The organism is Kribbella sp. NPDC055110 (assembly GCF_053607525.1).
This window is the reverse complement of record NZ_JBSGTS010000021.1, coordinates 38606-59056: the sequence shown is the minus strand read 5'-3', so window position 1 is coordinate 59056 and position 20451 is coordinate 38606. Positions and strand designations below refer to the sequence as shown.

Annotated in this window: 16 protein-coding genes; 6 read left to right on the top strand and 10 right to left on the bottom strand. The window is 68.1% G+C overall.

Features of this window, described 5'->3' with window-relative positions:
* The first annotated feature begins 5 nt into the window (after positions 1-5).
* Positions 6-1025 carry an NAD(P)/FAD-dependent oxidoreductase gene (locus ACWF0M_RS27830; RefSeq protein ID WP_452238663.1) on the top strand — a complete coding sequence of 340 codons (1020 nt, stop codon included), beginning with the start codon at positions 6-8 and terminating at the stop codon, positions 1023-1025.
* Here ACWF0M_RS27830 and ACWF0M_RS27825 read toward each other — a convergent pair.
* On the bottom strand, positions 1018-3012 hold the full coding sequence (locus tag ACWF0M_RS27825) for a heparinase II/III domain-containing protein (protein WP_452238662.1): 1995 nt from the start codon (positions 3010-3012) through the stop codon (positions 1018-1020). The two genes, ACWF0M_RS27830 and ACWF0M_RS27825, sit on opposite strands and share 8 nt — an antisense overlap.
* A 147-nt stretch (positions 3013-3159) precedes the next feature.
* Entirely contained in the window at positions 3160-4533 is a 1374-nt protein-coding gene (locus tag ACWF0M_RS27820) for an MFS transporter (RefSeq protein ID WP_452238661.1), read from the bottom strand.
* Positions 4534-4657: 124 nt separating this feature from the next.
* On the opposite strand from ACWF0M_RS27820, the gene ACWF0M_RS27815 reads away from it, so the two are divergent.
* Positions 4658-8311, top strand: coding sequence for a GH116 family glycosyl hydrolase (locus ACWF0M_RS27815; protein ID WP_452238660.1), 3654 nt, complete (start codon positions 4658-4660; stop codon positions 8309-8311).
* Between the two features lie 606 nt (positions 8312-8917).
* On the opposite strand, the gene ACWF0M_RS27810 is transcribed toward ACWF0M_RS27815, so the two are convergent.
* The 7 genes from ACWF0M_RS27810 to ACWF0M_RS27780 form a co-directional block, all read right to left on the bottom strand.
* Positions 8918-10495 (bottom strand): glycoside hydrolase family 9 protein, encoded by a 1578-nt coding sequence (locus tag ACWF0M_RS27810; protein ID WP_452238659.1) that lies wholly within the window; start codon positions 10493-10495, stop codon positions 8918-8920.
* 131 nt (positions 10496-10626) lie between these two features.
* Positions 10627-11649: an ABC transporter ATP-binding protein gene (locus tag ACWF0M_RS27805; protein ID WP_452238658.1), complete on the bottom strand. Its 1023-nt coding sequence runs from the start codon at positions 11647-11649 to the stop codon at positions 10627-10629.
* On the bottom strand, positions 11646-12632 hold the full coding sequence (locus tag ACWF0M_RS27800) for an ABC transporter ATP-binding protein (protein WP_452238657.1): 987 nt from the start codon (positions 12630-12632) through the stop codon (positions 11646-11648). Before ACWF0M_RS27800 ends, ACWF0M_RS27805 begins: the two co-directional genes overlap by 4 nt.
* The gene (locus ACWF0M_RS27795) at positions 12619-13545 is read right to left on the bottom strand and encodes an ABC transporter permease (RefSeq protein WP_452238656.1); all 927 of its coding nucleotides are present in this window, start codon (positions 13543-13545) and stop codon (positions 12619-12621) included. Before ACWF0M_RS27795 ends, ACWF0M_RS27800 begins: the two co-directional genes overlap by 14 nt.
* 5 nt (positions 13546-13550) lie before the next feature.
* On the bottom strand, positions 13551-14549 hold the full coding sequence (locus ACWF0M_RS27790; protein ID WP_452238655.1) for an ABC transporter permease: 999 nt from the start codon (positions 14547-14549) through the stop codon (positions 13551-13553).
* A gap of 36 nt (positions 14550-14585) precedes the next feature.
* On the bottom strand, positions 14586-16298 hold the full coding sequence (locus ACWF0M_RS27785; protein WP_452238654.1) for an ABC transporter substrate-binding protein: 1713 nt from the start codon (positions 16296-16298) through the stop codon (positions 14586-14588).
* A gap of 31 nt (positions 16299-16329) precedes the next feature.
* A complete protein-coding gene (locus ACWF0M_RS27780; RefSeq protein WP_452238653.1) occupies positions 16330-17262 on the bottom strand; it encodes an ROK family protein in 933 nt (310 codons plus the stop codon).
* Between the two features lie 129 nt (positions 17263-17391).
* Between ACWF0M_RS27780 and ACWF0M_RS27775 the strand changes: the two genes are divergently transcribed.
* Genes ACWF0M_RS27775 through ACWF0M_RS27765 form a run of 3 tightly spaced genes read left to right on the top strand, consistent with a single transcriptional unit; the run spans position 17392 to position 19415 of the window.
* Positions 17392-18594, top strand: a complete 1203-nt coding sequence (locus tag ACWF0M_RS27775; RefSeq protein ID WP_452238652.1) for an ROK family transcriptional regulator — start codon at positions 17392-17394, stop codon at positions 18592-18594.
* A gap of 41 nt (positions 18595-18635) precedes the next feature.
* Positions 18636-18995, top strand: a complete 360-nt coding sequence (locus ACWF0M_RS27770; protein ID WP_452238651.1) for a VOC family protein — start codon at positions 18636-18638, stop codon at positions 18993-18995.
* A 15-nt stretch (positions 18996-19010) separates the two neighbouring features.
* Complete coding sequence (locus ACWF0M_RS27765) at positions 19011-19415, top strand: hypothetical protein (RefSeq protein WP_452238650.1); 405 nt, start codon at positions 19011-19013, stop codon at positions 19413-19415.
* Here ACWF0M_RS27765 and ACWF0M_RS27760 read toward each other — a convergent pair.
* On the bottom strand, positions 19392-19898 hold the full coding sequence (locus ACWF0M_RS27760) for a winged helix-turn-helix transcriptional regulator (RefSeq protein ID WP_452238649.1): 507 nt from the start codon (positions 19896-19898) through the stop codon (positions 19392-19394). The genes ACWF0M_RS27765 and ACWF0M_RS27760 overlap by 24 nt on opposite strands.
* 86 nt (positions 19899-19984) lie before the next feature.
* Here ACWF0M_RS27760 and ACWF0M_RS27755 point away from each other — a divergent pair, with 86 nt between their 5' ends.
* Entirely contained in the window at positions 19985-20443 is a 459-nt protein-coding gene (locus ACWF0M_RS27755; protein WP_452238648.1) for a nuclear transport factor 2 family protein, read from the top strand.
* The last annotated feature ends 8 nt before the right edge of the window (positions 20444-20451 follow it).

The following is a 20451-nucleotide window of genomic DNA, read 5'->3' as shown; positions in this document are numbered from 1 at the left end:
CGCGGGTGACCGCCGGTGCGGTGACGCGAACGTTCGACGTACCGGGGGTGGCCGAGCGGGCGATCGGGATGAAGCACGTCGAGGAGGCCGTGGCGATCCGCGACCGGTTGTTCACCGCGTTCGACGAGGCGGCCGGGCTGGAGCCGGGGCCGCAGCGACGGAAGTTGCTGACGGTCACGTTCGTGGGCGGTGGATTCTCCGGTGTCGAAGGGTTCGCCGAGCTGCTGTCGCTGGCGCGGGCGCTGCTGAAGAAGTACCCCGAGCTGTCCGAGAGCGATCTCGCGTTCCATCTGGTCGAGGCGACCGGGCGGATCCTGCCGGAGGTCAGCGACCGGCCCGGCGAGTGGGTGGTGAAGATGCTCGAGAAGCGCGGCGCGGTCGTGCACCTGAACACCACGATGGATGCGGCCGACGACGGGCACGTGGTGCTGTCGGACGGGTCGGAGTTCGACTCGGAGCTGATCGTGTGGACGGCGGGCAACGCCGCGACCCGGCTGCTGCGCAACCACACCGACCTGCCGCACAACGAGCGCGGGCTGGTGCAGGTGCGGGCGGATCTGCGGATCGGTACCGAGACCGAGGTGATCCCGGACGCGTGGGCGGCCGGTGACGACGCGGCGGTGCCCGATCTGGCGGCGCCCACGAAGGGCGCGTACACGGTGCCGAACGCGCAGAACGCCGTACGGCAAGGGAAGTTGCTGGCGAAGAACCTGCTGCGGTCGCTGCGCGGGCGGGAGCCGAAGAACTACGTGCACAACAGCCTGGGCGTGATCGCGACGCTCGGGCTCGGCACCGGGATCTTCCAGTACAAGCGGATCGTCATCAAGGGCGTGCTGGCCTGGTTGATGCATCGCGGATACCACGTACTCGCGGTCCCGACGTGGGACCGGAAGATGCGGGTGTTGGCGATCTGGCTGGTGGCGTTCTTCTACGGGCGCGACATCGTGTCGCTGGCCTCCGTCCAGAGTCCCCGCGAGGCGTTCGCCAGCGAGGCCAAGAAGGCAGACACAGCGCGGGTCAGCTGATCCGGGTGAGGCGGCCGTCCTGCTGGACACGGATGGTGGCCCTGCGGGTGCCGACGGTCAGATCGACGAAGAACATGCCGCTGACGGTTCGGGTCTTGTAGGTGACCGCTTCGGTGGAGCCTGCCGGGACGATCGCGGACAGGATGGTCGCGGACGTCCCGTTGCGGTTGAACTTGACCACGGGGGCCGGCTGTCGGTGGAAGATGTCGGGGTAGTACCACCCCTGGACCGGGTCCTGCTGGCCTTGGACGACGGTGATGCCGTCGCCGGGTGGCTGTTGCTGGTACGGGATCTGCAGCAGGTACGTCTTCGACTTGTCACCAGGCTTCGCGGCAACGGCTGCCGTAGGGGACTGGACCGTCACCTTCTGGTCGGGCGCGAGGTGCCAGAGCGTCTCGTACCGCTGGGTGTCGGTCGCCTGCCCGCGGTCGAGCGTGATGATCAGGTCGGGGTCCTTGAGGACGAGTACGTCGCGCTTCCGGGTCACGCCCGGCGCCGGTGAGTCCGCGAGCGAGTACGACTCCCAGGTCGGTGTGATCGAGGCGCGGACCAACTGCGTCGCCACGCTCACGGTGTCCGCCGACGGGATCGTCATCACGTTGTGCGCGGCCTGGCTCTTCGACCACGCCTGCCACTTGTCGAGCTGGTACCCGGAGTGCCCCGGGTCGATCAGCACGTCCCGGCCGTGCGACGAGTAGGTGATCGACATGTGGTCGTCATGGCCGTGCAGCGTCCGCGCGACGCCGTACCGGATGCTGTACGTCGACTCCTGCGCGAACGACCGCGTCTCGCCCCACCCGGTCCGGCCGAAAACGTAGCCGGCGTCGAAGACCCCGACTCGCTTGGACGGTCGCGTCCCGTGCTTCCCGAGCGAGGCCACGTAGTCGAGCGCGGTCCCGGCAGCACCGATCGGCTTCTGCCGTACGGCGTCACCGACCTGCTGCAACTCACCCGTCGACTTGGTCGCGAGCGCCAGCCATTCCGACAGCGCTGCCCGCCGCTGCGCGATCACCGGCCCGGGGTTCGACCCGCACCGCTGCAGGGCGGTTGTCGCGCGACCCCACAGCAGGTAGTTGAACATCGCGTACCCGACCGACTGCTCGTTCGTCGAGCCCTGTGCATCGATCGCCTTCGTGATCGCCTGCGACAGCCGGTCCACGGCCAGGGTCTTCAGCTCCGGCCGCTTCAACGTGCACCCGACGCCGAACAGCGCGATGCTCTCGTCCGTCCCGTGGTTCGACGGCCCGCTCCAGTTCACGATCATGAACTGCGCATGGTCGACGAGCGCCTTGTCGAGCCAGGCGTACTGCGTCGGCAGTTCACGGACGTGGAGCCCGGTGAGGACGGCCTGCCGGGCGCACAGCAGCACATTGGTGCGGTGCATCGTGGCCTCCCATGCACCGACATCGCCCTTCCACGTGTACGGGTTGTCCTGCACCCAGTCGTGGATGATCGCCATCACGTGCGTCAGCGCCTTGCGATCACCACGTTGCCCGGCCGTGATGCCGCTGCCCAGCCAGCGCAGCGAGTGCAGCCACATGTACCAGCTCGGCTTGTGGTACGGGTCGGAGCGCCAGTTGATGTCACCGCTCCCGTTGCCGACCTTGTACGGCGGATCGTCGCCCCAGGCGAACGTGTCGTTCATCAGCATCGGCAGCGGGACATTCGAGTCGATGCCACTGAAACCGGGGCATTCGTACGTGCCGGTGTTCGCGACCGGAGCCGACGGCGGGGGAGTGGCCGGGGTGTCGACGCCCGGCAGCGGCTCCTCACTCGAGGTCGAGTCGGGGACGCTCGGACGCGGGGCGGGCCGCGGGCTCGGGGTCGACGGCGTCGGCGATCCGACGGCAGCGGGCGTCGTACGGCGGTCGCGGGCGCCTGGCATCAGGACGAAGACCGCACCGGCGAAGGCGACGCCGCAGACCAGGACGCAGGCAAGGGTCAGCGCGACGGTCGTCCCCAGCCGTCTTTTCGACTGTGCAGTCACCCGCCCCCCTCGGCGTCCGGCCCCGATTCGATTGCAACGCCGACAAGCGATTTCTTCAAGCCACGCCGCTCCCGCCCCCAGGAAAGTTACCTGTATGAGTGAAACAGCGTTCACCCCGGCCCTGGTAGCGCGCGTATCCGTCGCGGATCACGAATCGCAGGCCGCCGAGGGTACGAGGACCGGCGTACGGCGGCCGAACGCGGTGACGCCGAGGCCCGCGATGCTCGCGCCGGCGGCCACGATCGCGCACGTCACGAAGCCGCCGGCGAGGTTGTGCGCGGTGCCGAGCAGCGGGCCGAACGTCGCGACGCCGATCGCTCCGCCGATCTGCCGGGAGGTGTTGAACGCGGCCGAGGCGGCGCCGTGCAGGGCGGGTTCGACCGCGGCGATGGACTGCGCGGTCATCGTCGGGACGAGCAGACCGGAGCTGAACCCGATCGGGATCAGTGCGAGCACCATCGGCCAGACCGCGGACGACGTACTCGCCCAGGCGAGTGCTAGCAGCGCTAGCGTCAGGACCGCCTGGCCGATCGCGAGCACGGCCGGTCGGCCGAGGCGGCGGGTCAGCGGAGCGGAGCCGAGGTTGGCGATCGAGATCAGCCCGGTCAGCGGCAGGAACAGCAATCCGGTGACGAGTGCGCTGAGGTGGCGCCCTTGCTGGAGCAGCAGGCTAATCGAGAACAGCACTCCGTAGAAGGCGAAATTGAGCAGCGTGCCCTGCAGCGCGGCGGTCGCGAAACCGCGCTCGGCGTACAGCTTGAGTGGGAGCAGCGGTGCCCGGACGGAACGCTCCAGCACGATGAAGGCGGCGAGGCCGGCAACGGTCATCACGGCCGCGCCGAGGACCGCGGGATCACGCCAGCCGCGCGTCGGCGCCTCGATCAACGCGAACACCAACCCACCGATGAACGCGGTCGCGGCTCCCATCCCCGCGAGATCGAGTCGTCGGGTACGTCGTACGACGGCAGGCATCGAGCGCAGCGCCCAGATCGCGGCGGGGATGCCGATCACCACGTTGACCGCGAAGACGGCTCGCCAGTTCGCGAGGGCGACGAGACCGCCGCCGAGGAGGGGGCCAGCGGCCATCCCGGCGCCGCCGGCCGCGGCCCACCAGCTGACCAGGCGGTGGCGGGCGTGCTCGTCGGTCGCGGACGCGGTCGCGAGAACGAGCGCACTGGGCAGGAGCAACGCGGAGCCCGCGCCCTGGACGAGCCGGGCGAGGTTCAGCATCAGCATCGAGCCGGCCGCCGCGCAGACCGCCGACGAGAGGGTGAAGACGAGGAGTCCGGTGAGGAACGCCCGCTTCGCGCCGATCGTGTCGGCGATCGCCCCGGCGCCGAGCATCAACGCGGCGAACGACAACGTGTAGGCGTTCAGCGACCACTCGAGCTCCGCGCGGGACGCGTGCAGGTGGGTCGCGAGCTGGGCGAGGGTGACGTTCACGATCGTGCTGTCGACGAAGACCATGAACGAAGCGATCAGCGCGAGCGCGACGACCGACCGGCGGTGCTCAAGAGGCATGCCACCCACCCTACGTCCATGTTCGATGTGCGTCGAACAGATCCCGCCCGTTGACCTCCAGGCAGGTGCTGGCTACGGTATCGGAAATCGATTTCTCCCGCTCCGTCCCGCCTAGGAGAACCGAATGACCACGCCTGACCTCCCGCCCGGTTGCGCGAACCGATCCTGTGCCGGCGACTGTCCCCGGGCGCACCTCAGTCGCCGTACCTTCATCTCCCTCAGCGCCGCCGCGGTCGGTGCGATGGCCGTCCCGGGGCAGGCGCTAGCAGCGCTAGCGGCGCCGCCGCGGCACGATCCGGCGGTGCTCTTCGACCGCGGTACACCGACGACGTACACCGGTGCCGCGTTGCCCAGGATCGGGATGCCGGTCGGCGGCGGTACGACGGGGCAGGTGTACCTGGCCGGCGACGGGCGACTGTGGGCCTGGGACATCTTCAACCCGACCTCGTTCCCGCTCGGCGGCGCGGACTTCTCCGGGCACAACTACGCTTTTCCGCCGTCCGCCGATCAGCCTGGTGCATCGCAGTTCGGCCAGGGCTTCGCGCTCCGCACGACCACCCGCGGCCGGACCTCGACGCGGACGGTCGACGCGGCCGGGTTCAAGGACGTCAGGTTCACCGGTTCGTACCCGATCGGCCGGGTCGCGTACGCCGACCCTGACAGCCCCGTGTCGGTAGAGCTGGAGGCCTTCTCGCCGTTCGTCCCGCTCGCCACGCTGGACTCGACGCTGCCCACGACGATTATGGCGTTCACGCTGCGGAACAAGTCGTCGGCGTCGGTCCGCGCGACGCTGCTCGGGTACGCCGAGAATCCGGTCTGCATCGACAGCCGTCTCCGACAGCCCACCACGCTGCAGGCGCGGGCGTTCACCGGCGGGATCCAGTTCGGGGCGATCGACGACACGACCGCAGAGCAGGGCGACATCCTCTTCGAGGATTGGGAGAAGGACACGTACGACGGGTGGACCGTCACCGGTGACGCGTTCGGTGCAGGCCCGGTGCGGCCCCTCGACGTACCGAATCTGATGAAACGGTTCGGCGATCTGAACGTGTCCGGGACGCGGTTCGTCACGTCGTACGACTTCCGTGGTGGCGTGAACGACGGGTCGACCGGGAAGCTGACGAGCCGCGAGTTCACCGTCGAACGCCGGTACGTCGCGGTCGGCGTGAGCGGCGGACGTCATCCCGGCGAGACGTGCGTCAACGTACTCGTCGACGGGCAGGTCGTGGCGTCGGCGGCGGGCGACGAGAGCGAGCCGTTGGTCGCACACATGCTGGACGTCGGCGCGTTCGCCGGCCGCGCGGCGCGGATCGAGATCGTTGACGCGCACTCGGGTGCGTGGGGGCACATCAGTTGCGATGCGATCGTGTTCACGGATCGTCCGGACATCGTGTTCGAGACCTGGGACAAGTCGACGTACGACGGGTGGACCGTGACAGGTGACGCCTTCGGTTCGGGCCCGGTGACCGCGGCCGAGACGCCCGACGGGTTCCGGCGGCCGTTCGGGGTGCGGACCGAGCTGAACGTGAGCGGGCGGTTCGTCACGTCGTACAACTTCCGCGGCACCGGCGACCCGGATCGGTACACGGGCTCGCTGACCAGCCGCGACTTCGTCATCGAGCGCCGGTTCGTCACCGCGTGGGTCGGCGGCGGGCACCACAAGGGCGAGACCTGTTTGAACGTCGTCGTCGACGGACAGGTGGTGGCCTCGGCGACGGGGACCGACATCGAGCCGCTGACCGCGGTGTCGATGGATGTAGGCGCGTTCGCTGGTCGCACGGCTCGGATCCAGATCGTCGACGACAACACCGGCGGCTGGGGTCACGTCAACGTGGACCGGATCCTCTTCAGCGACCGGCCGATCCGCCGGCAGCCGGTCGCGGAACGCCCGGACGGTGGCACCTTCGCGCTCGCCGCGCTGACTCCGGGCGGCGACCGGTCCAACGGCGCCGAGGCGACCGCGCAGGTCGTCGTACGGCCGTCGATCGTCGACTGGACGACGATCGACGCGCTCTTCGACTCGGCCGCCGGACCCGCGGACTCGGACGGTCCGCAGGCCGGGACCGTCGCGGTGACGGTCGCCTTGCCGCCGGGGGCGTCGCGGACGATCCGGTTCGCGTACGGCTGGTTCTTCCCGAACCCAGAGCGCGAGCTGTTCGCCGAACTCGTCGACGCCTCGACATTCCGCCGGCACTACGCGACCCGCTTCTCCTCGGCGCGTCAGGTCGTCGAGTACATCGTTCGTGAGGTGGACCGTCTCGAGCGCGACACGAAGCTCTGGGTGCAGACCTGGTACGACGACTCGTCGCTGCCGCACTGGTTCCTCGAACGGACCCTCGCGCCGGCATCCACGCTCGCCACGAGTACGTGCTACCGCTGGGACAACGGACGTTTCTACGCCTGGGAAGGGACGTACTGCTGCGCCGGCACCTGCGAGCACGTCTGGAACTACGCGCAGGCGATCGGCCGGCTGTTCCCCGAGTTAGAACGCGACACCCGGGAAAGGGTCGACCTCGGCATCGCGTTCCGCCCGAGCGGCGAGATCGGCAACCGCGGCGAGGCCGGCGACGCGTCGACCTCGTTCGCCGACGGTCAGACCGGGACGATCCTGCGGATCTACCGCGAACACCAGATGAGCAAGGACTCCACGTTCCTGCGCCGGGTCTGGCCGCGGGTCCGGACGGCCGTCGAGTTCCTGATCACGCACCGGGACGGGCCGGACGAGGGCGGGATCTTCCGCGGCAGCCAGTGGAACACGCTCGACACGGAGTGGTTCGGCGAGGTGCCGTGGATCAGCGGCCTGTACGTCGCCGCGCTCCGGGCCGCCGCTGCGATGGCGGGTGACCTCGGCGACAGTGCTAGCGCTGCTAGATACGCGACGATCGCCGGTCGCGGGTCGACGTACCTGTCGTCGCTGTGGAACCAGGAGTACGGGTACTACGTGCAGAAGGTCGACCCGGCGCATCCGACGGCCGAGAACAGCAACCGCGGGTTGTTCATCGACCAGATGTACGGGCAGACGTACGCGGCCCAGCTCGGGCTGCCCCGGGTGTTCCCGGCCGATCGGGCGCGGACGGCGCTGGGACGCTTGTACGAGTCGAACTTCCGCGCCGATCCGTGGACGTACCGGCCGCCGGGGATCGGGGCCGGGCGGGTGTACACGACCGAGGGGGAGAGCGGCGTGATCATGGCGACCTGGCCACACGGCGGGTCGTCCGAGACACGCGGGCTGATGTACTTCAACGAGGTGTGGACCGGGCAGGAGTACCAGTTCGCCGCGCACCTGTTCTCCGAGGGCATGACCGCGGAGGCGCTGGCTGTCACACGGGCGATGTACGAGCGCTACTCGGCCGAGAAACGCAACCCGTACAACGAAATCGAGGCCAGCGACCACTACGCCCGCGCAATGATGAGCTACGGCACCTACCTCGCCGCCTGCGGCTACGAGTACCACGGCCCTCGTGGTCACCTCGGCTTCGCACCCCGCATCCACCCGGAGAACTTCCGCTGCGCCTTCACCGCGGCCGAAGGCTGGGGCCTCTACCGCCAACGCCGTACACCGAACTCCCTCTCCGCAACCATCGACGTCCGCTACGGCCGCCTGACCCTCAATACCCTCTCCTTCGAAACAACCACACCCCCACGCCAGGTCGAGCTCCACCTCGACCGCGAACGCCTCCCCGCCCATCTAGTTGCCACCGGCAACCGCACCGTAGTCACCCTCACCCACCCAGCAACCCTCACACCCGGCCAGACCCTGAACGCAACCCTCACCTAGCTCCAGCCCGCCCCCAACCGTCACCCCCACATCGCCCACCTTGTGCACCAGATCCGCACAACAACGACCTCGGCACACGGATCTGGTGCACAAAGACAGCCCCCCGGCGCCGGGGTACGGCGGTCAGTCGCTGGCAGTCCTTCTCGCCGAACAGCGCCAGCCTGGTTCGTGGCGCGATCGCCCGGGTGATCGGGCTGGTGGTGGGACGGCTGCTCGCGGCGGTGGGATGTGCACGCTCGACAGGTAGTGCACCGGCGAGACGCTGTACGCACGGACAAGTTCACGCTCAGGTGCACTACCCCACCACCCGATACATCCTGTCGAGCTTGCACATCACACCCGGCCCCGCGGCCCTGGAACCCGGCGACCACCCACGCATCAGTCACAAGACTGGATATCCCCTCCTGTTGGGGGTTCTCCGTTGGTACTAGAGGGGAGAACCCCCAACACGAGGGGATATCCAGTCCCGTGCGCGGGTGCCGAGGGTCGGCCATCCGGTGACTCCCGGCTCAGCCCACCCGCACATGCGCCACAAGGGCCGCCTGAGGCAAAGGTGTCGCGGCTTGTGCGCCGGGGAGCTGAGGCGATGCTGCGGATTCGTGTGGATCAGGTGGCTGCGGCGGTGGCCAGGAGGAACCAGCCGGTGTGGGGGATCCATTGTTCGGCCCAGCGCCAGGACTCGCCTGTTGGGGCGTCGGGTGGGAGGAAGGCTAGGTCTTGTTCGTTGGTCCAGCCGGAGGTGATGCCGTTGACGATGCCGCCGGGGAGGTTAGGGAAGTCGGAGTGGTACTCGGGGTTGTTCCGGCCGCGGCCCTGCAGCATGCATATGTCGTACGGGTTGCGGCCCAGGATCCACGCCAGTTGGTCGTTGGCGAATATCTGGAATCGCAGGCGATCGGCGGCGGCCACTCCGTCGGCTCGGGCGCAGGCGCTGGCGGCGGCGGAGAGGGAGGCGATGGCGGCGTTCTCGCCTTGCCACCAGTAGCCGGTCTCGTTCTCGTGGGGGAAGAAGAACTGGTCGAGGGCGTTGCGTGGGTAGCCGAAGGGGTTGGGTACGGCGGATGTTCGATCGAGTACGTCGAGCATCGCGCGCACCGCTGTCGCGCGGGCGTGCTCCGCTTGGCGGGTCGTGGGGAACACCTCCGCGAACCGCAGCAGCGCGAGGATCGGCAACCCCGGCTCGACCGCATGCACAAACGCCCGACCACCCTCGTCGCCCCGAAACCACCCCGGACCATCACCCGACGACACGTACCGCGCCACCAACGAATGAGCCCGCCGCCAAGCGGAGTCAGCCACCGCGGCAATCCGATCCTCCGCACCAACCGCCCCGTCCCCGCGAACCGCCTCGTCCCCGCCAACCACCCCGTGCCCGCCCGTCGTGCGGAGGGCGGCGGCTAGTTCGGTGGTGCCTAGGAGGGCGCAGTAGTCGTCGATGATCGACTCGGTGTTGTCGAAGAGGTAGTTGCGGTTGTGTTGTTCTAGGTGGGTGAAGGCTTCGTAGGCCGCCTCGAGGTACGTCGCGCGGGTGTAGTCGCCGTCGGTCTCGGTGGTGGAGGCTCGGGCGAGGGCCGCGATCGCGAGGCCGGCGCCGTGGCGGTACGCGGCCTGGTAGCGCGACGTACGGACGGAGTTCTGGAGAGGTGCGGTGACGAACCGCTCGTCCAGCTGCTTGGTGAGGGCGTCGAAGATGCCGGTGTAGAAGTATCCGTCGGGGGAGCGGAACCGGATCAGGAAGTCCGCGCCGAACAACGCCTCGTCGCGCAGGCGCGTACTGAGGAGCCGAGTCAGCGCAGGGTGATGCGCCGCGATCTCGTCCCGCGCCGCCAGCATCGCCCAGGCACACAACGGGATCTGCTGCGGGCTCATCGTGGACGTGTAGGTCAAATGAGACAAGAACTTGCTGGTGTCCCCGCTCGCGTCCAGCCACCCGCCGCGGGCGTCCACCGTTGTATCCAAGTCACCCCACAACCGGGCGGTCCGGTCCTTGCGGTCGATCTCGCCGCTGGAGCGCATCGCCTTGAAATACGCCAGTACGTCGGACATCGTCTGCCGCTGCACCCGATCCGCCTCGATCACGAACGGTGCGGACTCCACCGGCCCGACGCGCACCGTGTAGGTGCCGGGTGGAAGGTCGTCGGGCAGGACGATCCGCGAGCAGGCGCCAATGCTCCACCCCGGCACCTGCTCTGCAGGCCCAGGACTGAGTGGAACAGTCCGAGGACCCGCCAACACGGCGTCCCTGGATACACCGAGAAGCACGACGGCGCGCCCGGGGCCGGTTCCGAAACCGAGGTGCGGGACGAGGATCTGCATCAGTCCGCGTCGGCCTCCGCAACGTGGCAGGCGGCCTCGTGGTTCGGTCCGAGGACCCGGAGCAGCGGTGTCTCCGAGTGGCAACGGTCCACGGCGAGTGGGCAGCGCCAGCGGAAACGGCAGCCGGGTGTCGGGTCGATGACCTTCGGCGGTTCGCCGGTGTCGCCTTCGATGCCGGTGCTCAGCGGCGCGCGTGGATCGGGCACGGCGCCGAGGAGCAGGTCCGTGTACGGGTGCTTCGGGTTCTGCAGGACCGACTCGGTCGGACCGGTCTCGACGACGTGTCCGGCGTACATGATCATCAACCGGTCGGCGACGTACCGGGCCGAAGCGATGTCGTGGGTGATGTAGAGGAACGAGACGCCCTGCGACTCCCGCAGCTCCGCCATCAGGTTCAGCAGCCCGATCCGGATCGACACGTCCAGCATCGACACCGGCTCGTCGGCGAGGATCAGTTTCGGTTTGTGTGCGAGCGCCTGCGCGAACCCGATCCGTTGCCGTTGGCCACCACTCAGCTCGTACGGGTACCGGTTCATGATGTCACCGGCCGGTGACAGTCCGACCGCCTCGATGACCCGCTCCGCCTCCTCGAGCCGCTGCTGCCGGTTCAGCTCCGGCCGGTGCAGCTTCAGCGAACGCAGTACGCCGTGCGACACCCGGAACGCCGGGTTCAGCGAGCTGAACGGGTCCTGGAACACCATCGGTACGTCGCCCCGGTAGGACAACTGGTCCTTCCGGGAGCGGTACGTCGACATCGCCCGCCCCTGGTAGAAGATCTCGCCGCTCGTCGGCTTGTAGACCCCTGCCAGCAGCCGCGCGATCGTACTCTTGCCGCTCCCGCTCTCACCGGCCAGCGCGACGATCTCCTGCCGCCCGATCGAGAAGTTGACCTCGTCGACCGCGTGCAGCATCTGCCGTGAGAAGCCCCGCCCGACCCGGAAGTGCCGGGTCAGTTCCTTTGCCTCGAGCAACGGTGCGCCGGCGGAATCGGTCTCACCGGGTACGACGTCCACCGCGGTCATCGAGCCTCCTCCCGCACGAGATCAGGGGCGTGCAACAGGCAGCGCGCCTGCACTGCGCCCACCTGGTAGAGCTCCGGCTCGATCTTCGGGCAGTCCTCGAACGCCTTCGGGCAGCGCGGCTGGAACCGGCAGCCGGGTGGCGGATCGGCCAGGTTCGGCGGACTGCCCGGGATGCCCGTCAACGGCACCTTTGGGCCGCGGATCGACGGGAACGCGTCCAGCAGCCCGGCGCTGTACGGATGCTCCGGATGATCGAACACCGCGCGCGTGTCGCCGAACTCGACGACCTGCCCGGCGTACATCACCACCAGCTTGTCCGAGAAATGACTCACCAGTGACATGTCGTGCGTGACGAAGATGACCGCGAACCCGAGCTGCCTCTGCAGTTCCTTGATCTGCACCATCAGCGACCGTTGCGCGACCACGTCGAGAGCGGACGTCGGCTCGTCCATGATGATCAGGTCAGGCGTGAACAGCAGCGCCATCGCGATCATCGCCCGCTGCCGCATGCCGCCGCTGAGCTGGTGCGGGTAGCTGTTCAGATGGATCGGGTCGATCCCGACCAGCCGCAGTACCTCGGCCGGCCGCCCGTCGGCGACCGGCTCGTCGTGCGCCATGATCGTGTCCCGGAACTGCGCGCCGATGCTCTTCACCGGGTTGAGCGCGTTCATCGCGCTCTGCATCACGACCGAGAAGTCGCGCCACCGCAACGCGGACAGCTTCTTCTCGCTCATCGTCACCAGGTTCTGGCCCTGGAACGTCACGCTCCCACCGGTGATGGCGGCCGGCGAGCTAAGCAGTTGCGCGATCGCGAACAGCAGCGTCGACTTGCCGCAGCCGGACTCGCCGACGACGCCGACGAACTCACCGGCGTGTACGTCGAGATCGACGTGGTCGACCGCGACGACCGGGCGGTCCCCGGTGTCGTACTCGACGGTCAGATCCCGGACTTCGAGAAGTGGCCCGCTGTCAAGACTTGGCACGTCGCCTCCGAACCGGCCGCAGCGCGGGGTTGCTGATCTCGTCGAACGCGTAGTTGAGCAGGGCGAACGACACACCGAGCAGCGCGACCGCGAGCCCCGGTGAGAGCGCCCACGCGGGCAGGCCGTTCACCAGGGCGCCCTGGTTCTGCGCCCAGTAGAGCATCGTGCCCCAGCTGAGTGAGTTGGGATCGCCGAGCCCGAGGAACTGCAGGCCGGCGGCGGTGAGCACGGAGTACAGCGCCGCGCCGAGGAAGTTCGCGACGATCAGCGAGATCATCGTCGGCAGCACCTCGACGACGATGATGTACGACGATCGCTCGCCGCGCACCCGCGCCGACTCCAGGAAGTCCCGGTTCCGCAGCGACAACGCCTGCGCCCGCATCTGTCTGGCCCCGTACGACCACCCGGTCAGGATCAGCACGATGATGATCACGGTCAGGTTGCCCTTACCGGCGTACGTCGCCAGCACGATGATCAGCGGGAACGTCGGGAGCACCAGGAAGATGTCGGTCAGCATCGACAGCCCGTCGTCCGCGAACCCGCCGAGGTACGCCGCCGAGACGCCGATGATCACCGACAGGATCGTCGCACCGAGACCGGCGACGACCGCGATCACCAGCGACTCCCGGGTGCTGTAGATCAGCTCGGCGTACACGTCCTGTCCGAGGCCGGTCGTACCGAGCCAGTGCGCGCCGGACGGTTTCGCCAGTGGCGTGTCGCCGATCGCGCGTGGATCGCCGTGAAACCCGGGCGTGAACAGTTGTGGGAACACTGCGAGCAGGATGAACAGGATCAGCAGCGCCGCCCCCACCATGGCCTTGCGGTTCCGCAGGATCGCCCGGAACAGACCACCCCGCGGCCGTCGGGTAACGGTCGGCGCCGGGGCAGCGGTGCCGGCAACAATTGCACTCATCGTCATTACCCCTTCGTCCGGGCGCGCGGGTCGAGCAGGAACACCGCGAAGTCGCAGAGCAGGACACAGATCAGGACCGCCAGCGTCACCAGCAGGAACAGGGCCTGCAGCAACGGATAGTCGGTACTCACCGTGGCGTTGTAGAACATGTAGCCGAGTCCCGGGTAGTTGAAGACGTACTCGACCAGGATCGTTCCGGAGATCACGAAACCGAGCGACATCGCGAACCCGGACAGGTTGGGCAGGAATGCGTTGCGGCCGGCGTACCCGAACATGATCTTGCGGTTCGGGATGCCCTTCGCACGTGCCATCCGGACGTAGTCCTCGGCGAGCGTGGTGACCATGTTGTTCCGCATCGTCAGGATCCAGCCGCCGACCGCCGTGATCAGGATCGTGGCGGCCGGCAGGATGCCGTGCTTGATCACGCTCCAGACGAACTCACCGGTGAACCCGGGGGTCAGGCTCTGGTCGTAGTTGAAGTCGTTGGGCAGCACCGGATTGTTGCCGATCGCAAAGAACGAGATCAGCAGCAGCGCCACCCAGAAGTACGGCAGCGCCGAGGTGACGATGAACACCGGCGGCACGATCCCGTCGATCAGACCGCCGCGCCGCCAGCCAGACACCGTACCGATGAGCGTGCCGAGGAGGAACGCGAGCACGGTCGAGATGCCGACCAGCCCGAGCGTCCACGGCAACGCGTCACCGATCAGCGTCGTCACCGGTACGCCGAGACTGCTGCCGATCGACACACCCCAGTGCCCGGTGACCATCGACCTCAGGTACTCGCCGTACTGCAGCAGGATGTTCTTGTCCGGATCGAAGCCGAACTCGGCCAGCACGGTGCGCAACTGCTCGGGCGTCACCACCGCGCCGCCCTTGCTCAGCCGTTGCCGCAGTGCTTCCTCGGGGCTGCCCGGCATCATCCGCGGGATGAAGAAGTTCAGCGTCATCGCCGCCCACAGCGTGAGCACGAAGAACCCGAGGCGTCGTATCAGGTACCGCACTCCCACCAACTCCTCGTGCTCACGCTACGCAGTCCCTTACTTTTGGGCGGACTTCGAGTACAGGTTGGTCAGCACCTGACCGACATCAGGGATGTTGTACGGCGCGGGCTGCGCGTACGGGTCGTCCTGCGTCGGCCAGCCCTGCAGGTCCTTGGTGTTGTACTGGTACCAGTCGACCGACTCGGTGGTCGGGATCAGCGGCACGTCCTTGATCATGTACGACGAGATCTGCTTGATCAGCTTGACCTGCGTGTCCGGGTCCGCCGCGGCGTACTGGTCGAACAGCTTGTCCACCTCGGGCTTCATGTACCGCGAGTAGTTACTGTTCGCCTGCTTGCCGATCGGCGCGGAGTTCTTCGAGTAGAGCAGCTGCCGCAACTCGTAGTACGGCGTCGGTCCACCGGACAGGCTGGAGTACGCGAGGTCGTAGTCACCGGTGTACAGCTTCTGGTTGTACGACTGCTGCTGCAGGTCCTGGATCGTCAACTCGATCCCGACCTTCGCGAGCTGCTGCTTCACGACCGCCAGCGACGCGTCCCAGTCGGTGTACCCGGTGACCGTGATGACGTTCAGCTTCAGCGGGTTCGACTCCGAGTACCCGGCGGTCTGCAGGAGCTGCTTCGCCTTGTCCGGGTTCGGCTTGTCATACCCCGCCGCGGTCAGCGCGTCCTTGTCGAAGTACTTGTCGAACGTCGGGGTGACGACACCGGTCTGGTTCGCGGCCGGCTGGTACCCGCTCTCACCGATCTTGGAGATCTGCTCCCGGTCGAGCGCGTACGCGATCGCCTGCCGGACCTCGAGCTTGCTGGTCGCCGGACGGGACGGGTCGTTGTTCGGGACCAGGGCGACGTTCGCGGTCGGCGGGAACCAGTAGTTGTTTTCCGGCGACTTGTTCTTGTAGAAGTTGTCGATGTTCGGGATGTACTGCCCGCCCCACTGCGCTTTGCCGCTGGCGAGGTCGAGGTTGGCCGGGTTGTTGTCCAGGTACGCCGGGTACTGGACCTTCTGCACGTACGGCTTGCCCGGCTGCCAGTAGTTGCTGTTAGCAACGTACGAGATGTTGTTGGAGGTGCAGGACTCGACCGTGAACGCCCCGGTGCCGACCGGCTTCGGGTTCGCCCAGGTGGCCGGCTTCGACGCGGCCTCACCCGTGGACCAGATGTGCTTGGGCACGATGCCGACCTGGTTCGCGAAGTTGAAGAAGTACGGCTCGGCCGCGGCCTTGAACTTCAGCGTGACCTTGTTGCCGGCGGCCGTCACGCTGGTCAGGCCGGCGCCGGTCCACAGCGAGTACAGATCGAGGGCGGGCTGCTCCTTCATCCGGTTGAAGGTGTAGACGACGTCGTCGGCGCTGAACGGCTGCCCGTCGCTCCACTTCACGCCGTCGCGGATCGTGAAGACGATCGAGTCCTTGGCCGGCGACCAGCTGAAACCGGTGGCCAGCATCGGCGTGGTGGCGCCGGCCTTCAGTACGTTCACGAACGTCAGCGGCTCGTAGACGAAGCCGAGTGCCTGCTGGTTGACGGCCGGGTTGAACGGGTTGAACTGGCACGGCCAGGTCTGCCCGCCGACGTTGGCGATCGTGACCGTGCCGCCCTGCTTGTGCTCTCCCGTACTGCCACCGCCGCTGCTCGTCGACGACGTCGGGTTGGACGACGCCGCCCCGATCGGCTTGTCCCCACCGCCGCATCCGGCGGTCAGTGCGCCGACCGCCAGGCCGGCGACGGCGATGCGTGTGATGCCCCTCATCGTCTCTGCCTTTCGCTACTGGAAATCCTGCTCATGCGAATGCTTCGGTGCCGAGGTCGACTCCTGCGGCCTCGACGCCGAGGGCGAGCGCCCCGATCAGCGGTGCGTCCGTGGGAAACCGTGCCACCGACAGTTCCGGCGGAAACGGGACGGCTGCGTCGAGGGCGCGACGCAGGCCGGGTTCGAGCTGGTCCCAGGACCGGACCAGCCCGCCGCCGACGACGATCCGGGACGGATCGACGGCGATGGCCAGGTTGGCCAGGTGCGTGGCCAGTTCCCGGACGAACTCGTCGGTGAGGACGGCGGCGTCCGGGTGGGTCCGCGCCATCGTGAAGACGTCGGCGGCCGTGACCGGTCGCCCGAGCCGGGCGGTCCCGGTGGTCTCGAGCGCCTGGCCGCTGACGACGTGTTCCAGGATCGTGCGCTGGTCGCCGGCGACGTACACGTCGGCGGAGGAGCGCAGGTTGTAGCCGATCTCGCCGGACGCGCCGTGCGCGCCGGTGATCACGGTGCCGCCGGCAACGATCGCGATCGCGAGACCGGTGCCGAGATTGACGTAGAGCCCCGGGTCGCAACCGGTCAGTGCACCCCAGCGCAGCTCGGCCGCCGCGGCCGCCTTGACATCGGTCGCCAGCCGCACCGGTACGCCGGGAAACGCGTCGCGGATCAAGCGCCCGAAGGGGAGTTCGCCCCAGCCGGGAAAGGTAGGAGCCAGTTCCACGCGGTCGTCGTACGGGATGCCGAGTGTCGCCGCGCCGACACCGGCGAGGTCATGATCGGGCGCGACCTCCGCGAGGAGTTCGCGCGCTGCGGTCAGGCCGCGGGTCATCGCTTCCGCGGCACCGGCGCCGTCCCGGCTCTCGATGGTCGTCGCGCCCAGGCGGCGACCGGACAGGTCCCCGACCGCGAGGGCGATCTTCGTGCCGCCGAAGTCCAGCCCCAGAACGGCCGGTGTCGAAACCACGGGGTGGCACCTCCTCGCGCCGACCAATAGAATCGATAGGAAACTAACTTAACTATCATCGGCACCACAAGGGATTGCCAGAACTTGTTGGCCGAGTTGTCCGAGTTGTTAGCGAGCGAGGGGGTAAACGTGACCGTCGTTGCCGGAGGCGCCTCGGCTGCGCGCCCGCAGCTGATCCGTGAGATCAACGAGCAGGTGCTGCTCGACCACATCCGACGGTCCGGGCCGATCTCCCGTACCGAGCTCGCCGGGCTCACCGGCCTGTCGAAGCCGACAGTGTCCGCGGCGCTGAGCTCACTGGAGCGGACCGGTCTAGTGCACGTGACCGGCCAGCGCACCGGCGTACCCGGGCCGGCGGCCAGTCTGTACGAGGTACGGCCTGAAGCGGGGTTCGTGCTCGGGCTCGACGTCGGGCGTGAGTACTTGCGCGGTGGGATCGCGGATCTCGCGGGGACGGTGCGCTCGCGGTTGAGCGTGCGGACCAAGGCGGGTGACGCTCTGGCGCGCATCCAGGAGCTCGTGGATCTGACCGCGGCCCTCGCCGCCGACGCCGGTATCGAGGTCACGCAACTCACGCAGACCGTGCTCGGCAGTCCCGGTGTCTACGATCCCCGGCTCGACGCGCTGACTTTGACCGGCCGACTGTCCGGCTGGGATTCGCCGGCGACACTGACCGCGCTGCGTGAGCGCTTCGGTCCGTCGCTGATGATCGAGAACGATGTGGATGCGGCGGCCATCGCGGAGCGGGCGCATGGTCATGGCCGGGATGTGGACAGCTTCGCGTTCGTCTCGGTCGGTACCGGTATCGGGATGGGCCTGGTGCTCGACGGCAAGCTGCGGCACGGGTCGCACGGTGTGGCGGGAGAGATCGGGTACTTGCCGTTCACGGAGGGCAGCGGCAGTGACCCGCGGGACGCGCGGAAGCGTGGCGGGTTCGATGCGTCGGCGTCGGCGGCTGCCGTCGTACGGGCGGCGCGGCGGGCCGGTGTCCGTGGGGCGTCGACTGCAGAGAAGGTGTTCGCTGCTGCGGTCCGGGGCGATGCGCTCGCAGCCGCGGTCGTCGCCGAGGAGGCGTTGCTCGTGGCGAAGGCGGTCTGCACGGTGATCACGGTGGTCGATCCGGATCTGGTCGTGCTGGGCGGCGGTATCGGGCAGGCGCCGGGCTTCCTCGAAGCCGTCACCAAACAACTGCGTCAGCTCGCCCCGGTGATGCCAGAGGTGAAGGCGAGTGTGCTCGGCACCGAGACGGTGGTGGCGGGCTGCCTCGCCGCAGGACTCGATCGGGCCTGGCAGACACTCGTCGGCAACTCAGCCGGAAACTCGGCCGGCTAACCGGACGCAAACCGTCCGCAATGGCTACTAGGGTGCGAGCCATGGCTATCGCAATGTACCCAAGCTTCGTCATGGACTGTCCGGACGCCGCCCGGCTCGGGCAGTTCTACGGCGAACTGCTCGGCTGGAAGGTCGAGTCGCGTGAAGGATGGGCGGAGGTCCGCCCGGAGGACGGGAGCAACTGCATCTGCTTCCAGCAGGTGGAGAACTACAAGGCGCCGACCTGGCCGACCCAGGACGTGCCACAACAGCTGCACCTCGATGTCATGGTGCGGGATCTCGACGAGGCGGAGCCGGAGGTACTGGCCATCGGCGCGACCAAACCCGACCACCAGCCCGGTACGTCGTTCCGCGTCTTCCTGGACCCCGCTGGACACCCGTTCTGCCTGTGTGTCGACTGACCTTAGGCTGAGGGGGTGACGAGCTGGCGGGAGGAGCGACGGCAGGCGGCGGTCGAGCATGCCGCCGCCCTGGAACGTAAGAAGGCATCCGAGAGCGCTCAGGCGCGGGAGTTGCTGGCCGGCTTCATCGCGACGTTGAAAGAGCGTGGCGTCGAGCCTGAGCAGTTGCGTGCTCAGGTGATCGGCTCGAACGCCAGCTACCGTACCGATCTCATCGGGTGGTACCTGCGCCGCAACCGCTCGCTCGCCGTGGACGTCGACGGGAACTTCTACATCCTCGGCGTACCCGCCAGCCTCAAGTCCCGTGTCGCCGGCGTCCACGTGGTCCCGTCCGACCCGCCGCTCGTCGTCGGGCAGGGCGCCCGCGACGGCGAGTCGATGCCGCTCGCCGAGCTGCTACGCCTTCGGCTCGAGTCCTAAAACACTCGCGATCAACGCCGTACCGGGTGCTGTTCGGCCGCCCGGACCGGGGGACGGCGCGACATCGTCCATCTGCAACGCCTCTCCGCACTCCGAGCAGCAGACCGTCGGGGTCGTGACCTTGCCGCAGGTCGTGTGGGTGAACCGGATCGGTTGGCCCGCCGGAGGAGTCGCCCAGCGGTCGCCCCACGCAGTCAGGGCCATCAGGATCGGCACGAGCTCCTGCCCCGCGTCGGTCAGCTCGTAGCTGTAGCGCACCGGGTTCTGCTGGTACGGCGTACGTCGTACCAACCCGCCGTCGACGAGCGTCGCGAGCCGGTCGGTGAGCAGGTTGCGCGAGATCCCGAGGTCCGCGACGAACTGGTCGAAGCGGTTCAGGCCCAGGTAGAGATCGCGCAGCACCAAGGGTGTCCACCAGTCGCCGATCAGCTCCAGGGACTGGGCGAGCGAGCAGTGCATCGAGGCGAAGCTGGTGTTCCGCATGGCCGCATCATCTCCCTCCTTCTTTCCGGCATCGGACCAGGTCTAGTCAGTTGCAGCATTGAACTCACCAAGCCTACGCTGCCGGTATGGGCATTTACCACGGAATCGTCGCGCGGCAGGTGCGGAACGCGTTCGCGCAGATCAGTGCGGGCAACTGGGAGGCGATGGTGGCCGGGATGGCGCCGTCGTTCACGTACCGGTTCTACGGAGATCACGCGCTCGGCGGCGAGCGGCGTACGCACGAGGCGTTACGGCGCTGGTGGGAGCGATGCTTCCGGCTGCTTCCGGGAACCCAGTTCGAGGTCCAGGACGTGGTGGTTGCCGGCTGGCCGTGGAACACGCACGTCGCGACCGCGGTCACCGTGCACGTGAACGTCGTCGACGGGTCGACGTACGAGAACGTCGTCCACCAGTTCCTGACGATCAAGTGGGGCAAGATCACCGAGGTCCGCACCCTCGAGGACACAGCCGTCCTGCAGCGCACCCTCGACCGCCTGGCCGCGGCCGGCTACGCCGAAGCGCACGCGGAGCCGATCGTCGGCTGAGCCCTGTT